The organism is Shewanella sp. HN-41 (assembly GCF_000217915.1).
GTDB lineage: Bacteria > Pseudomonadota > Gammaproteobacteria > Enterobacterales > Shewanellaceae > Shewanella.
Window position 1 is genome coordinate 1 of record NZ_AFOZ01000042.1, and the last position, 16,537, is coordinate 16,537.

The 16,537-nt window shown below is 47.2% G+C and carries 14 protein-coding genes and 2 pseudogenes; all 16 read right to left on the bottom strand.

Translation table 11 applies throughout. The annotated features are described in order from the left end of the window. Positions 1-168: 168 nt before the first annotated feature. The 16 genes and pseudogenes from SOHN41_RS16140 to SOHN41_RS16215 all read right to left on the bottom strand — a co-directional run bounded on the left by SOHN41_RS16140 (position 169) and on the right by SOHN41_RS16215 (position 16,518). On the bottom strand, positions 169-687 hold the full coding sequence (locus tag SOHN41_RS16140) for a prepilin-type N-terminal cleavage/methylation domain-containing protein (protein WP_007651039.1): 519 nt from the start codon (positions 685-687) through the stop codon (positions 169-171). 109 nt (positions 688-796) lie between these two features. Next, positions 797-1,414, bottom strand: coding sequence for a prepilin-type N-terminal cleavage/methylation domain-containing protein (locus tag SOHN41_RS16145; RefSeq protein ID WP_007651040.1), 618 nt, complete (start codon positions 1,412-1,414; stop codon positions 797-799). A 75-nt stretch (positions 1,415-1,489) separates the two neighbouring features. Continuing rightward, entirely contained in the window at positions 1,490-1,984 is a 495-nt protein-coding gene (locus SOHN41_RS16150) for a hypothetical protein (protein WP_007651042.1), read from the bottom strand. A gap of 41 nt (positions 1,985-2,025) precedes the next feature. After that, complete coding sequence (locus SOHN41_RS16155; protein WP_007651044.1) at positions 2,026-3,246, bottom strand: type II secretion system F family protein; 1,221 nt, start codon at positions 3,244-3,246, stop codon at positions 2,026-2,028. A 2-nt stretch (positions 3,247-3,248) separates the two neighbouring features. After that, a complete protein-coding gene (locus tag SOHN41_RS16160) occupies positions 3,249-5,009 on the bottom strand; it encodes a GspE/PulE family protein (RefSeq protein ID WP_007651046.1) in 1,761 nt (586 codons plus the stop codon). Further along, positions 5,006-6,097, bottom strand: a complete 1,092-nt coding sequence (locus SOHN41_RS16165; RefSeq protein WP_037459425.1) for a tetratricopeptide repeat protein — start codon at positions 6,095-6,097, stop codon at positions 5,006-5,008. Before SOHN41_RS16165 ends, SOHN41_RS16160 begins: the two co-directional genes overlap by 4 nt. Continuing rightward, positions 6,094-7,031: pseudogene (locus tag SOHN41_RS16170) on the bottom strand (ExeA family protein). Before SOHN41_RS16170 ends, SOHN41_RS16165 begins: the two are co-directional and overlap by 4 nt. Positions 7,032-7,037: 6 nt before the next feature. Next, positions 7,038-8,722: pseudogene (gene mshL / locus SOHN41_RS16175) on the bottom strand (pilus (MSHA type) biogenesis protein MshL). Positions 8,723-8,736: 14 nt separating this feature from the next. Next, on the bottom strand, positions 8,737-9,054 hold the full coding sequence (locus SOHN41_RS16180; RefSeq protein ID WP_037459427.1) for a hypothetical protein: 318 nt from the start codon (positions 9,052-9,054) through the stop codon (positions 8,737-8,739). Then, complete coding sequence (locus SOHN41_RS16185) at positions 9,041-9,691, bottom strand: hypothetical protein (RefSeq protein ID WP_007651058.1); 651 nt, start codon at positions 9,689-9,691, stop codon at positions 9,041-9,043. Before SOHN41_RS16185 ends, SOHN41_RS16180 begins: the two co-directional genes overlap by 14 nt. Next, positions 9,688-10,290, bottom strand: coding sequence for a PilN domain-containing protein (locus SOHN41_RS16190; protein ID WP_037459433.1), 603 nt, complete (start codon positions 10,288-10,290; stop codon positions 9,688-9,690). The genes SOHN41_RS16185 and SOHN41_RS16190 overlap by 4 nt, the downstream gene beginning before the upstream one ends. Beyond that, the gene (locus SOHN41_RS16195; RefSeq protein ID WP_007651061.1) at positions 10,287-11,165 is read right to left on the bottom strand and encodes a hypothetical protein; all 879 of its coding nucleotides are present in this window, start codon (positions 11,163-11,165) and stop codon (positions 10,287-10,289) included. The genes SOHN41_RS16190 and SOHN41_RS16195 overlap by 4 nt, the downstream gene beginning before the upstream one ends. Positions 11,166-11,406: 241 nt before the next feature. Further along, positions 11,407-13,311, bottom strand: a complete 1,905-nt coding sequence (gene csrD / locus SOHN41_RS16200) for an RNase E specificity factor CsrD (RefSeq protein WP_007651063.1) — start codon at positions 13,309-13,311, stop codon at positions 11,407-11,409. A gap of 225 nt (positions 13,312-13,536) precedes the next feature. After that, positions 13,537-14,781, bottom strand: a complete 1,245-nt coding sequence (locus SOHN41_RS16205) for a malic enzyme-like NAD(P)-binding protein (protein ID WP_007651065.1) — start codon at positions 14,779-14,781, stop codon at positions 13,537-13,539. 514 nt (positions 14,782-15,295) lie between these two features. Continuing rightward, entirely contained in the window at positions 15,296-15,508 is a 213-nt protein-coding gene (rpmE, locus tag SOHN41_RS16210) for a 50S ribosomal protein L31 (RefSeq protein ID WP_037459453.1), read from the bottom strand. Positions 15,509-15,675: 167 nt separating this feature from the next. After that, entirely contained in the window at positions 15,676-16,518 is an 843-nt protein-coding gene (locus SOHN41_RS16215; protein ID WP_037459435.1) for a FimV/HubP family polar landmark protein, read from the bottom strand. Between the last annotated feature and the right edge of the window lie 19 nt (positions 16,519-16,537).

Genomic DNA, 16,537 nt, shown 5'->3' on the forward strand with positions numbered 1-16,537 from the left:
TAGGTTCTAGGTTCTAGGTTCAGTTTCTGCCAACCGTTTGATTAAGGCAAATAAATCTCTATAAATCTGGCACAAATTATAAGTAAATTCATTTTGTTGCAGATGGCATAACCCACCAATTTTACCTAAAAAAAAGGCCTGCTAGGCAGGCCTTTTCGTAAACTAATATTAGCAATCAGAAGCGTCAGGAATTGCAGATAAAACAGGAGCAACTGTCGCACTTGTAGCTTGTGTATAGGTAAAACGGCATTCTGCTGGGGCACCTTTTTGCCACATAGTCACAATACCTGTGCCTTCAAATATAACCCACTCTGCACCTGTATCAGTAGCAACTGTTGGATTTGTAGCGCTAGTTCCTGCATCAAAGCTCACTTCTATAGCATTCTCCAACTCAGCTTCTGTCGCTTGAAGATAACCAAATTGTGTAACTGCGTTAGTGCCAGTACCAATGTCAACAGAAGGAGGAGTCGTGTCTGTTGCCGCTTTTTTCTCTTCACCAGCCAAGGCAGCTTTAGAATAAACCAAGCTGTTTGCACCTTGAATTGCCGCTTTCATACCACTCAAAGCAGAGACACGTGCATCTGATTGCAGGTTAATAAACTTAGGTGCCGCTGTGACAGCAAGAATACCTAAGATAATGATTACAACAACTAATTCAATTAAGGTAAAACCTTGTTGTCTTTTCATATAAAACTACCTTTCCTTAAGGACGATTAAATTACGCTACTTATAAACTAAACTAGTTATAGACCTAGCGGCTAAAAATACAAAAACAAATTAATACCTTAAATTGCGATTAAGGTGAAAATGGCGTTTGGGTAAAACTTAATACTGTGCCTGTGCCAGGGTTATATACCACACCCTTAGCACCTGCGGTGGATAAGTCCGGTGCAGGTGTTGGCACACCCGTCGTTTGGTCCAACACCAGTGATGCCACTTGATGGTAAACACATATATCTAAACCAGCGACAACCGCGCCGGTAATGGCATTAGCACTGCCACCCGCGCCATCGATAACCCGTGCCGTATAACGTTGGTTACGGGCATCCTGAGTGTAGAGCACATTACGTGGAGCACTCTGCAAGACAGTATTAAACACTTCTTGGCAGCTGGCATCCGTCATAGTGGTCACATCCGTCACCGAAGCACCCGTTGGATAACCAAAGCGAGGATCGAGGGACACTGAGGTGCCGTCGAGAATAACAGTCGAATTTTGGCGTCCATCGACCTCCCACTGCGAACGCACAAAGCTCACAGCCGTCGATAAACCACCTGCGACACCATCAACACTCGCATCCTGGGCGTCATCAGTCACATTTAAAAAACGTGGAATGGCCGTCGCGGCCAACAGACCTAAAATCACTATCACTATGACTAATTCGATGAGTGAAAAACCATTTTGCTTAGTTTTCATCAGCTTCCCCTATTTTTAACGAAATCCATTCTAACAGCTAAATCAGTTTAAAAAAGCCTGTTACTTAACAATATTTTATTTTTGCGTCAAAAAAATGACCCTGCCAGAGTTAAGTTGATAACCAATACTATCGCCATTTTGCGAGCGATAACGACAGCTAGTATCCTTGGAAAAAAACTCACCCATTAAGGTGTCTTCCTGCAACTCACTTCCCATTAGCTGCAGCCATAACTCCTGACAACCTAAATGATCTAACTGTTTAGGCTGTGGCCAACCTGAGGCACTCATCTTAACCACACTTTGTCCCACGGTTTGCTTTTGATCGGTAAACACTTCCCAATCTAGCCGTAATTGCGCGGGTTTGCCAAGGGATAACCACTGGGAGCGCACCATAGCGAGGACGTTCAAAAAACGGGCATGCTCCAGTTCCACACTCCTAGCCGCGACCTGAGGCATGCTGGAAAAATACTTAATGCCGATCACCGCCATAACCACTAATACTAAGATGATAGTGATCATACGTCCGTAAACCCGTAATAGATCGCTTTCTGCCTTCTGCTGGCTCTGCATCTATTTATAGTCCTTCTCGTGGCAAACGTGGGCGCATATTCTTATTTGCCACCTTTAACAACATTGAGCATATCCCACATCGGCAGGTAGATCCCGAGCGCCAACACCAGCACTATCGCGGCAACAATCCCAATAAGAATAGGTTCTAATTTAGCAGTGAGGTTTTTAAGATCATAGTCCACCTCGCCCTCATAGAAATCGGCGGCATCGTTTAACAGTTGGTCTATCTGCCCGGTTTCTTCACCCACGGCAACCATTTGCAATACTAAGGGAGTAAATAACTTACTCTGATTTGACACCCTAAGCATGGAATCGCCAGACTCAATTCCACGGCGCATACCGACGATTTTGTCATGCATATAGGCATTATCCACGGCATCGGCCACTAAGCTCAGCGCCTGTGTCATAGGTACGCCAGCACTGAGCATCATGGAAAAACTACGGCAATAACGCGACAGTGTCGAACGTTCAATAATTGAACCTACCGCTGGGATATGGAGTTTCCACTTATCCCACTGCTTTTCGCCTTTTTCCGTATGGTGCCAATAACGAATACCGACTACGGTTGCCACCAAGGCCACTAACATCAAGGGCCAATAATTGACAAAAAGATTCGATGTTCCAATCAACACCTTAGTTGCCCAAGGTAAATCGGCACCGAAACGGGCAAACATTTCGGCAAACTTAGGGATCACCATAATATTTAAGATCACCATGGCGATTGTGATGGCGATCAGCACAAATATCGGGTATCGCATGGCCGCCTTAATGCGGCGGCGGGTTTCCTGCTCGCGCTCTATATAACCAGAGAGCTGGATAAAGGCATCCTCTAACTTACCGGTGTTTTCCCCCACATGCACCATAGAAACAAACAGAGAATCAAATACATCCGGATGTTGATTCATCGACGACGATAAAGGGCGCCCTGCGGTAAGCTGCTCGGAAATATCATTGAGGGCATCTTTCATCCGCTGCGAATGGGCGGTTTCAGATAATCCCGCAATGGCCCGTAGAATAGGAATCCCAGAGCGAGTCAGGGAGTACATTTGCCGGGTAAAAATTTGCAGTTCATCTAAACCAACTTTGCTGCCAACGAGCTGGGCCAATGAAAATGATCTCACGGCCTTAGCGACTTTCACCTCGAGGGGGATAATCCCTCGGGCCAAGAGCATGTCTGCGGCGGCGCTTTCCGAGGTCGCATCGAGCTGTCCGGTAACCGGCTGGCCCTGTCCACTGCGTCCACGATATTGATATATAGGCATAATTACGCCTCAAAGCCTTGTTGGCTCATCATATCCTTAGATAAGGGGATCTGTGATTCGCTCACATCCTCCACCAGCTTCGCCACCTCTTCAATGGTGGTCATGCCATCACTCAAATATTGTAGTGCCGATTCGGCAAGCGGGGTAAAGTTGGGACTCTGCAGGGCGGCGTGGGCAAACTCCTGTGGGTTACCCGAGCGCATGGCATCAATCATATTTTCATCCAGTTCGAGGATTTCAAAAATCCCGATCCGGCCACGATAACCGCTGCCGTTACAACTTTGGCAACCTGTGCCGATTCTAAAGTTTGCCGCCGAAAAATCTTTGCGACTCACACTGCTAAGCCAGGCCTTTTCCTGCGCGCTGGGGTGATAGTCGACCCCGCAGTTATGGCATACCCGCCGCACTAAACGCTGGGCAATAATCACCCTTAAGGCACTCGCCACTAAATAACTGGCGGCGCCCATATCGAGCAACCGCAGCGCACTGGTGACCGCATCGTTCGTGTGCAGGGTGGATAATACAAAGTGGCCCGTTAAGGCACCGCGCAAACCAATTTCGACCGTTTCTTGGTCACGCATTTCCCCGACCATGATGATGTCCGGATCTTGACGTAATGTGGTACGCAGTACGTTAGAAAAATCGAGTCCAATCTTATGATTAACTTGAACTTGGTTAATACGTGGTAATTGATATTCGACCGGATCCTCCACCGTAATGATCTTACGATCGGCGGTGTTCAGCTCGCTTAAAATACCGTATAACGTGGTGGTTTTGCCGCTACCCGTAGGCCCAGTCACGAGCAACATGCCATGGGGGCGCTTAATCTGTTTACGAATACGGGCCAAAATATGCGCCGGCATACCGGTTTCGTTTAAGGTCAGTAAACCCGCCGACTGATCGAGTAGACGCATCACCACAGACTCACCGTGGTAAATCGGCATAGTCGACATACGTACGTCAATTTGATGGCCTTTAATTTCCATATGAAAACGACCATCCTGTGGCAAACGTTTTTCAGAAATATCGAGGCCAGCCATTAACTTAAGCCGCAGGACTAAGGCGGCGGCGATATTCACTTCATTCAGTATCGTTTCATGCAACTGGCCATCGATACGCTGGCGAATACGTAGGGCTTTATCACCGGGTTCGATATGGATATCCGAGGCGCGCATCTGGACCGCATCCTCAAAAATCGACTGTAACAACTTAACGACTGTGGTTTCGTTATCGCTGTCACCCGAGGTTAAGCTTGCCAAATCAAACATTTGGTCGGCAGCATATTCCTCTTCGAGCTTGCCCGCGATCTGCGCAATCTGATCCGTGCGCCGATATAAATTATCAAAGGCTTGTAATAGTTGCTGTTCGGGTGCGACCGCTAAGGTGAGCTTTTTCGGTGCGACTAAGATTTCTAAGTGATCGAGTGCCTGTAGATCCGCCGGGTCACTCATCGCGACTAGCACGCTGTCACCCCGATCTTCCACCGCCAGCGCGCGGAAACGTCGTGCCTGCACTTCGGGAATTAACTGCACTACCTCCGCGGGAATAGGGCGCTTACTGATATCCAGTAGCGGCAAATTCAGCTGCTGTGAAAGAAACTGCAACAACTGATGCTCGGTAATAGAGCGAAGGTCGATAAGGGTTCGACCCAGTTTATGGCCCGTTTTGCGCTGCTCGGAGAGGGCCTGCTGCAGCTGCTCTTCGGTAATAATGGATTCTTGAACTAACAGATCGCCCAAACGCATCTTTAATCTGGGTTTCATTGGCTAGCTCCTAGTTGGTTTAAACGTTGTTCAATAAAAGCGGTGGCCTGCATTGAGAGCCCTGGATGGCTTAACGCGCTGTGATAGGCTTGGCTGGCTTGAACAAATTGCTGCTGTGAATCCAGTGCATAGCCTAAGCCCATCCACCATTTCCCCTGCTGTGGCTCCAGTTGCAATAACTGCCGATAGGCCTGTTCTGCCAAGGTAAATTGACCTTGTTTTTGGGCTAAATCACTCTGTGCTAACCATTTCTGCCGAGCTAACACGTGGCTATCGGGAATGTTCGCTAGGCTAGCTAAGGCTAACTCTGTGTCTCCCATCGCCTGCTGCACTCGAGCCAATAACAGAGTCAATTCAAACTCCTGTGGATATAAGAGCCAGCCTTGCTGTAATACTTGCGCCGCATCGTGCAATTGCCCTTGCCCATAATATAGCGCAGCCAATTGCTTGCGCGCTTCATGTAGACTGGGATCAAAATTTAACGCTTTATCATAGTGCTCAATCGCCTTACTCCAGTCTGCTCGCTTATCTGCATCGTTCGCCATGGTAAGTTGTTTTTGGGCTAATTGAGTCGGTGTAAGCCTGACTTCCGTCACCGCCATTTTGCCTGCGGCTTGCACTGAGTTCACAATAGGCTCGGGCGTTGGGGTAGGTTTATGTTCGTCAACGGATTGGGGCTGGATTTCGGTTTTAGTGTCGATACCAAGAGCCACATCCGATGCGGGAACCTGAGCCACGAGATCATCAATAGGCACTGCGGTACCAACAGCGGGCACAGTGACTGATGACGAGGATTCTGTTGTCGCTATTGGCTGTGATGTTTGTGCTTGTGATGCTTGCAATTGTGGCTGTAGCTGCTGCTCTAATTGCGGTTGCGGTTGCAAAACAACATTCTCTTGTTTGTTTATCCCTTGAAAGGCATAAACCGACAGAGCCCCGAGAAGCAGACAGACCACACCGATCAACCAGCCTTTTTTTGAATGCCCTGCGCGTCCCACATATTGCATTTGTGGCGGCGTAATATTGGTGAGCTGATGTCCCTGCTGGCGCTTATCGAGGTCCTGCAGCATCTTGTTAATCACACTCATATCCTATTCCCCCACATTTGCAGGAGATCCACACCCGAGACAGTGATGGCGAGAATTAAGGCCGATAGAGCCATGAAGGCCAGTGCGAAATAAGTTCGCCATTTCCACACCTTGAATGCATCTAGATTCGCATCTTCGGTGTCTAAAATGGCACCACGCACGTGGGATGCCTGTACTTGTATGGCACCCTCACCAAAGCTTAACAATAGGGCTTTATGAGCTAATATGTTGATCAACCTAGGAATACCTCGGGATGCATAGGCGATTTTCCGGGTGAGTTTGGCATTAAACAAGGGTTCACCCGCCCGCCCTGCAATCGCTAATCGATGGCGAATATAAGCATCGACTTCATCCCATGTCAGTGGGCGCAGGTTATAGCTGAAGGTAATACGTTGGCGTAGCTGTCTAAATTCTTGCCGCTTTAGTCTGTCATCAAGCTCAGGCTGCCCAAACAGCACCACTTGAAGCAATTTACGGCTCTCGGTTTCAAGGTTAGTGAATAATCGTAGGGCTTCGAGGCTATCATCGGGTAGCGCTTGAGCCTCATCGAGCACTAATACAATCGAGTGTCCATGGGCACTTAAGGCAAGCAACTGCTGCTGGATCAGCCCTGTCAGTTGCTGCTGATCCATGTCGGCAGCGTATTTTAACCCGAGTTCATTGGCGACCGCCCAGCGCAGTTCGGCGGGCGTTAGGTAGGGATTCGGTAAATAGGCGCAGTGAAAACCATTCGGCAGCTCATTAATTAACTTCCGACAAATTAAGGTCTTACCTGTACCTACTTCCCCCGTGACCTTGATAAAACCCTCACCCGTTTGCAGAGCCATTTGCAGCACTTGCAAGGCTTCCACGTGTGGCGATAACCCGAAAAAAATCCGGTGTTAGGTGTTAAGGAAAAGGGGGTTTGGCTTAGGCCAAAATGCTTCAAATACATAGAAGCTTACTTATTCTCCGGATACCAACGATCGAGTAAGGTCTTAGAACGCTCTAACTCATTCTTCCAAGTGTCGCCGCCGACCACAGTCGGCTTGAGCAAAATAATCAGCTCAGTTTTCTTTTTTTGTTTACTGCGATTTTTAAAGAGTTCGCCCATAAATGGAATATCCCCCAGCAAGGGCACCTGTGAGACAACTTCAATATTCTCACTCTTCATCAAACCACCGATCACGACCACATCGCCAGAGGCAGCCCGAATCACAGTATCGGACTCACGGATCTCACTCTGCGCCAATGGCAGCTCTAACGAGTCGGAGCTGACTTTAATTTCCTTTGTTTGTTCTTTGACATCGATAACCGATGGATGAACATGGAGCAACACGTTACCGTCTTTATCAATTTGCGGAGTGACATCGAGGGCGATGCCCGAGAAAAATGGCGTTAATTCAACCTGTGGCGTCGTTATTGGTGTTGTCCCTGCGACTGTGGTTGAGGATACATCGGTAACAAAATACTCATCGGTGCCGACTTTAATGACCGCTTTTTGGTTATTAGACGCCGTTACCCTTGGGCTGGAGAGCACATCCACATCCCCTTGGGTATCTAGCAAGTTGATCATGGTTGCGAAATCGGAGCCTTTGATGCTGATCGAGGTGACCCCCCCAATGGCGGAAGTGATCTTATCACTTAGGCCGGGTCCCGCCGAGGTGCCAAAATTGATATTGGTATTGCCCACATGGCCCAAGACGTTTTCCCACTGGATCCCCTGCTGATAACCATCGGACAAGGTCACTTCTAAAATTTTAGCCTCGAGGATCACTTGGCGCTGCAGGTGACTTTCGGCCGAACTTAAAAAAGTACGCACCTGACGTAACTCATTTGGATAGGCGCGGATCGTCACTAAACCAGCCTGCGGCGTCACGACCACTTGGCGGCCATTACCCGTGTCACCGATAATCGCCGTCAGAGTCTCCTTCAACTCCCCCCAAAAATCCGTCTTAGTGCGGGAGCGAATAAAAGTACCGTTGGTACTATCGCTGTTATTGCCGTTCGAGTTACTGCCATTATTCGAATTGTTATTCGAGCTATTGTTGTTGAAATTACTGTTATTCGAATTGCTATTAGAGTTACCGTCATTCGAATTATTATTGTCGGATATCCGCCCCGAGCTGACCGAAGTCAACGACAGGCCATCACGTTCCATATATAAGTAATTCAGCGGGAAAGTTTCGGTACGCATTCCCGCAGGGAATACCCTGAGAACTCGGCCTTCTCGGCTAACTTCGTAGCCGTAAATATCTTCAACGACTTGAATAGCTTCACTTAAGGTAACGCCTTTAAGTGAAAGAGAAATAGTACCTTGTACGTCTGGGTGCACGGCGACACTCAGGGGTGTGCCTTGTACTAGGCTCGGAAAAACACTTTTGCATCCACATCATGGGCCGACACATCGAAGCGTCGTTCGGTTTCCATCGGTGGAGTTAACCCCGCCATCAGCGCACCCGAATTAAGCTCACGTTGCACCGCATCTGGCATGGTCGCAGGTGGAGGCGGCGTTGCGGGTTTATCCACTGCCGTCATGGATGCTGCGAGTTCGGCCTTTGAGGCTTCAGGCTGTGGCCTATCCGTGGTTTGGCACGCCAGCAGACAAAGTGAGAGTAGAGGTGTGAAGTATTTAATCGCTGTCATCTGAGTTGTATTCCCTATCTCTCTGTTATTGCTTGGAACAATGCCAATTTTCGTCCATCGGAAAGTGATACAGCCGAAGGCGTGATGCGTACGACAGTCACCCCTTGAATGCTGTCACCGACAGACAAGATTTTATTATTGATCACGGCGTAGGCCATCTTTCCTGAACTGACTATGCTATTTAACACTAAGGCTTGATCATGGGATTGTCCCCCATGGCCCGCGCTGGAAAATCCTTTACCGGGTAAGGTCGGATCGCGCAATGCCTCCGCCGATACATTGGAGACAAGACCGGCTAATGCAATGAAAATATAAGGCTTATTTAGCAACACTGATAAAGTCCTTATTAATACTCAAGGTATAGAGTTCGATATCTATGCTTCCCTTTGGATAATCGGCGACCTTGTAGTCGAGCCGTTTCCAGTAAAGCTTGTCCGGCATAGCCTCAACCGCTTCAACGAAGCGCAGCACAGAGAAGTAGTCCCCTTCGAGGCTCATGCGGATCCCATGGCTGTATAAATTCAGCTTTTTCTCTTCCCCTACGGCCAAAAGCGGCACTGGGGCAATCGAGGTAAATTTCAGGAGCTTTATCCCTTGGATCTGTCCGAGTAAGTTGCTCAATAACTCGGGCATATAATCTGCGGGTACCATGTCGACCATCTGCTCATTGAGCTGCGCATCAATGTCTTGGTTCTGCTGCAATAGCAAATTGAGTCGCTGTTGATAATCTTGATTGGGATCCATAGCTAAACGCTGCTGATATAAATCAAGCTGTTGTACTGAAATGCTATTTTCCTGTTCAAGCGTCTTGAGCTGCTGGGCTATGCTACTGTGATTTTTCCAAAGTGATTCTAATGGCATAAAACCCAGCATACCCAACAATACGAGTACCGCGACCGCGATCAACACCCGCTCACGCTGACTCAGTACATCAAACTTCTGGCCTAAGCTCTTGAATATCGCTTTCATCGAGTGGACTCCACTGGCGTCTCACTCATTAGCGTGAACGCTAAAGGCTTATCCTCACCTCGATCCATTGTCATAGAAGAAAATGCTTGTCCTTTCAATGTATTGGTTGTTTTTAGTTTACCAACCCACAAAGGGATACTCTGTGGATGGTCGGCAAAACCCTCAAATATAAAGTGTTGCTCATTAATGGCGATGCGACTTAGCCAAACACTGGCATCGGAAACCCTAGCGAGATCCTTAAGCACTGGGCCAAACCCGCGGCTAGTGAGGGATGTGCGCACCGCGAGTTCACTCATTAACAATTGTTTTAACGCTAACTGCTGAGATTCCAAATCGACGCGTGCCACTAGGGCTGGATCGGGTTTACGGGCGGCAATTTGTGCTTCGAGTTCAAGCTTTTGTTGATCGAGCCGTTGTTTTTGACTGCTGGCTTGTTGCAGAGCAAACTCGGATTGATTCAATTGCCAGTAACTGTAGGCCCCCACAATAACGCAGAGTAAAACCAAACCTGTGGCATAGGTCATTAATCTTGCAAAGGTGAGCCGCTGCTCAGGCGGTAGTAGTGTTGCAGAATATAAATTAACCCTAGATTTCATCACTCGGCACCTCGGGAAAATTCGCTAAAGGCTAATCCCGCCATTCGAGCCCCGACAGCGCTTTTATCGATGACATTGACAGCTTGATTAAAGTTTGCCGAAACTAACTTAGCTAACGCATCAACGGCACCATCGACCAATAACTCGATAGAGGCCACTGGTGCTTGCCTGAGCTGGCTCTCAAAATAATCCATCGAACGTTGAATTTCTAAGCTGAGATTATCGGCAAGGCCATAATTGAGTTGATCAACGTCGGTTTTATCCAGTTGCATAAAGCCGCGAACCCGTCGCTGCATATAGAGCTGACCCTGCTTAACAACGGTCAGAAGTAATTCCTGGCCAGTATGATGACTGACGATGAGACGCGCTTGGTTGTCATCGATAAATAAGTTAGTCATAGCTAACTCTTCAATACTGATCCCCGCGACACTAAGCCCTTGCCCAAGGATGGCTTGTACTATATTGACTAAGTAGTCTTTTGCCACCACCACCACACTGATTTTATTGCTTGGTAGGGGCGACTCAAAATAATCCAAGTGGATCTGCGGCACTGGAATAGTCACCATATCTTTGATTGACCACAGCAATGCTTGGGGCAGTTCTTCGGCATCCACATTGGGTTTATCGGCGACTAATAATTGGTAACAACCACTCACGAGTACAATCTGCAGCCGAGCATTCGGAAAGGTGCGGGCGAGGGCCGCAAAGGCTGTTTGCCATTGCTCATTTTGCAGTTCAAATGATACCCATTGCTCCGCCAGGTTGTCGGTGGCGGGAGCATATACCCACAACTTATCAGTACAGACATAAACACCGAGATCTATTGGTGTCGCTTTATTCTGCCAAAAGGCTAATCGACTAATGAGTCTTTTATCCATAAAAATGCCTATAACCTGATGAATTGAAAAGCTAGAGTCACAAGTTCGCTACTACTTATTTACCTGAAAAAAAGATGGTTCATGAGATGCTGTAATGCAAACTTGGGAGCTCATCAAATCCACCGTCATAATTTTGGCACAGGCTAGTCTAGCCGCTAATCAGTGAATTTTATAGAGAAATACTCCAAATCAGGCCTATTCTTCCACAAGGATCACAAGAGTCAGCCCAAATCCACTCATGTTACTGCGCCTCAATAGGGTCACTAAAATACATGCCTTGGGCCATCCCTACTCCGAGGATCTGCAAGGTTTGCCACTCTTCAAAGACTTCAACCCCCTCGGCGCACACTTGCACTTCGGTACGATATAAACCACCGATTAAACTACGAATAAATAATTGATTTTCTGGGCGTAAATGAATATGGCGCACGATAGATCTGTGTAACTTAATCATATCGAAGTGACATTCTCTAATATAGTAAGTCCCAACAACCTGCTGGCCGACATGGTCAACGCAGAGGCGAGCCCCCATCTTACGTATCATATCGAGCTTAGGCTGTAGCTTTTCTTGATGATGGATAACTATGTCTTCAGAGACTTCAAAAATCAGTCGCGGTGTAAGGTGACGATATTCCAACAGAGTGGTTTTTAGCCATTGGGTAAAAGCGCGACTCATTAAGGAGTCTAAGCTCAAATTCACGCTATAAACTTGGTTTACATGTTGCACGTCACTCAGTAAAGCCAAGACCCGCTCAATCATCTGCCGCTCAATCTGCGGCATTAATCCACATTTATTTGCCATTGGAATAAAGAGCGTGGCACGGATTAGTGCGCCTTGATTATCCCGCGCACGGGTAAAGATTTCTCTATGGTGCTCAACGCCATCGGAATCGATAATGGGCTGACGAAAAGGATAAAAACGCCGTTGTACTAAGGCATTCTCTAAAAAGCTGCGCCAGCGAACAGAGCCCTTGGCAAACTCTTCATCAATGGCTCCCTTATCGTACATAAACCAATTGCTGTTTCCCTGTAATTGTGCGGCACGCAGTGCCATGTCGGCCTCGTCGATCAACTGGGTCGCATTGTCACCCGCAGTAAAATAGGCGCAACCTAAGTGGAAGAAATTATCGCTATTTTCCACATCGGGCAGGGGCTGACTTAGGCAAACCTTCAGCAACTTACTGGCGAGTTGATCTGCCTCTATTAACGAGATTTGCGGCACGACTATGGCAAACTGATTATGGGAGCGGCGGGCAAAAATACTGTTTGGCAGGCTTTGTAGGATCTGGCTAATGCCGTTGACTGTGGCACTGAGCAGATCCTTTGCCACTTGCTCACCCTTAGCTTGCTGCAGCAGATCTAAATCATCCATCTCCAATAGATAAATGACCCCGTGGGCAACCATGCCTTGGTCATTGCTTAAGGCATCGAGGCGATTATTTAAGAACAGTCGATTACCTATGCGAGTTTCGGCATCGAGGAAGGTATTGGAACGAATAAACTTATCGAAACGGCCACGTTCTTTTTGAGCATCCTGCAATTCTTCAAGCAGTTTCGTCAGCGCACGATTAATGAGCCTAGGCCTACCCTTTCCCGGCGTCGACAGAGCCTGCTCGTGTTTACCCTGCAGGATCAAACGACTGCGCTCGGCAAGTTCCTCTATGCCATCCAATTGTTGGGAAAACCAAGAATAACCCAAGCGAACAAAAGCTATTACGGCTAATAAGCCAACACCTAAGATCAAGATTTCATACCAACTGACACTGTAATGTGCAAAGGGCTGCGGCAGGGTAAGTGTCATTCTCAGCCCTGCGGGGTCGAGAAGATGGTTATACACCATGGCATTTTGGGCTAACACATTGCCTTTATAGGCAAATAGCACGTCGTCGTTCAGTGTTAAACGAAAGTCAACGGCATTATAGGCCAGTAGCATAGGCGGCAACCAAGACTCCAACTCCCAATCGGGCTGGGTATGGTAATGGTTAACGAGCATGGATTCGAGTTCAGACACTTTTTGCTGTTGAAACTTATAGGTCAACTGCACAAAGCCCATCATGGCGCTGAGTAAGAATACAAAGGCGATAGCAGCCAAGGACATCAACCAAAAACTGGTTAATTTTGTAGTTAACATTCGAGTGAATTTCATCGATCCGCTATCCTGCAGAATTATTATAATTATCGGTGCACTCTTAACACGAGTTCAACAAATGCTGCCTTGATTATTCAGTAGCATAACCTAAAAGGCAACCAAGGGTTTCATACCTGTTAAAAAACAAAAAGAGGCTAATTAGCCTCTTTTTGAATATATACCCAAGTTACCTCAAGACATGGGTTTCATCTTGAGGTTGTTTGGGTATAGGCCACTTTTAGCCTAGTCGGCGTATTGTGGCAGCGTTGGAATGGCCGCAACGCCAGAGTCAATAGCGGCCTGCGCTACAGCACGGGCAACTTGGGGTAATAGGCGTGGATCCATTGGCTTTGGCAGCACATATTCTGGGCCAAAGCTTAATGAACTGACCTTAGGATAGGCTTTAAGCACACTCGCAGGAACGGGTTCCTTAGCTAATGCTGCAATAGCATGTACGGCGGCGATCTTCATTTCATCATTGATGCAAGAGGCACGCACATCTAAGGCACCGCGGAAAATAAACGGGAAACACAGCACATTATTCACTTGGTTAGGATAATCGCTACGGCCAGTTCCCATAATCAAATCACTGCGAATCGCATGGGCCAACGCTGGCTTGATCTCAGGATCTGGGTTAGAACAGGCAAAAATCACTGGTTTATCGGCCATCATAGCGACTTCGTCGGCGCCAATGACATTAGGGCCAGAAAGACCTAAAAACACATCCGCGCCTTTAATTACATCTTGCAGCGTACGTTTATCGGTATCATTCGCAAAGAGTGCTTTATATTCATTAAGATCCGTACGGCCAGAATGAATAACGCCCTTAGTGTCTAACATATAAATATTGGCGCGATTCGCACCACACTTCACCAGCATGGTCATACAGGCAATAGCAGCAGCACCGGCGCCCATACACACAAAAGTGGCATCACTAATGAGTTTGCCTTGGATTTCTAAGGCGTTGATCATACCCGCCGCAGTTACAATTGCCGTGCCGTGTTGATCGTCATGGAATACAGGCACCTTACAGCGCTCAATCAACTCACGTTCAATCACAAAGCATTCGGGGGCTTTGATGTCTTCAAGGTTAATACCACCGAAGGTATCGGCAATTGCCGCAACAGTGTTAATGAACTCTTCGGGCGTATTATGGGTGATTTCAATATCCGTCGAATCAATATTAGCAAAATGCTTAAACAGTAACGCCTTACCTTCCATCACAGGTTTAGATGCTAAGGGGCCTAAATTGCCTAAACCCAGAATCGCAGTACCATTGGTGATCACTGCGACAGTGTTGCCCTTATTGGTGTAACGGTATGCATTGTCAGGATTAGCGGCGATTTCGCGCACAGGCTCAGCCACACCAGGGCTATAAGCAAGGGCGAGATCGTGACTCGTTTCGGCAGGTTTGGTAAGGCAAACTGCGGTTTTGCCTGGAACGGGGAATTCATGATAATCGAGCGCTTGTTGACGAATATCCGACATTTTAAAATCCTGAAATGCGACATTTATAGGTATGGGAGTAAGGCCTGCCTACTCAATATCACCTCATCAATGGGTGATTTAAACGGTGCGGCAGGTCGAAGTAAGATACGCCAATCGGGTAAATTTTTAAATAAAAGATTGAGAAATTTCGGTTTTGTCCCTAAATGCCCCACCTAAGCCGAGTTTTATAAACTTACCTTAGCGGATAAGGCACTATTGCCCACTCAAATTTGTAGGAAACAAACGTAAATTTTATATGAATAATGCGGCTTATAGCGTATTAACACGGAAAATATTGGTTAAATTACAATATCAGAGAGAAGTAGCCCTTATCTTATAGTTAATTGCTATAAATAAGTCTATTTGTCGTTTTAAAGATGTGAGTTAGAACACTTTTCGTTTTTTTGAAGCTGGGGTGGTGCATGTCCGTGTCGCTGAACAAAAAGCAAAAAGCAAAAAGACAAAAAGCAAAAAGGCGCCTAGGGCGCCTTTTCTAGAAATAATGCTGTCGCAATTATTTCTTTGCAAGCACTGCGAAGCGCTTGTTGAATTTGTCGATACGACCGCCCGTATCAACAACTTTCTGTGTACCTGTGTAGAATGGGTGACATGCACCACAAACGTCTAAATGCAGGTCTTTACCAGCAGTAGAGTTTACTTTGATTACGTTGCCACAAGTACAGTTTGCAGTGATAACTGCGTATTCTGGGTGGATACCTGGTTTCATTGGGGTTACCTCAAAATGTAAGGCCATGTCGCTCTTCCAACCCTTAGTCGGACACCACATGCAGTTAATAACGATATGTTAGGGCGCAGAATAGTACAGTATCACCACGGCGGATACAAGTAGATTATCTGAGCGTTTAACGGATAATAATCCCACCTATCTACGCCCTAGCCCGCGTTTTTACCTTCGAATATAGCCTTGGCTTCCCCTGAGTCTGAATAGCGCATCAACATATCCTTAGGTGGACAATAAAGCGTCACATTTTTCTTTAGGGCATTGATTTTATTTTTAGCAAAGGCTTTAGGATTCGAATCATAAATAGCCAACATGGCACCATACATATTCAGCTCCCATTCGGCGGCGTAGCGCTTCGCAATGCGCCACAGGGTTTCATTGGCGGCATAATTGAGCACACATTCCTCAGATGCCAGCGTAGTAGACTCACTCGGTTTGACGTCGAGAATAGGTGGTGCGTCCATTAATGCACTTTGTCCCCTAACACTTGAAGCGGTATTAGTCGTATTGATATGCGCAGTGGCTACGGGAGCCATTACTGTTGATTCTGCGTCAATATTGGCAATTTTAGCTGTGCTACCAAGTACAGGCTTCACCGTTTGAGTAGTGTTAACCGCAGCATTTGGGTTAAGTTTAGGCTCTGGCGTTTTATCAGCCCCAAACACTGGCAGACTCTTTACCTCATACCAGCGATCGACGTGATATTCCCGCACCAACAACCGTGCCTTAGGATCGGTGACATCCTCCACCCCAGTCAGCAAAATCAGAAAACGATTAAGCTGCTGCGCCATCAACTTTTCTTCCCCCGTGGACTGATGCACCACAAACTCTAAGCGCGTGATATCCTGATTATCGGTGATCACGTTCAGCCGTATCTTAGGATAAGCACCCAACTCAAACATCCGGCTATTGATACTCACATGGGAGACCTGCGCCACGGCAGTGGCACTGCACATTAAGGCAAGCAGTCCTAATAATCTCGCTATTTTAGTCATTTACTTACTCTCAACTATC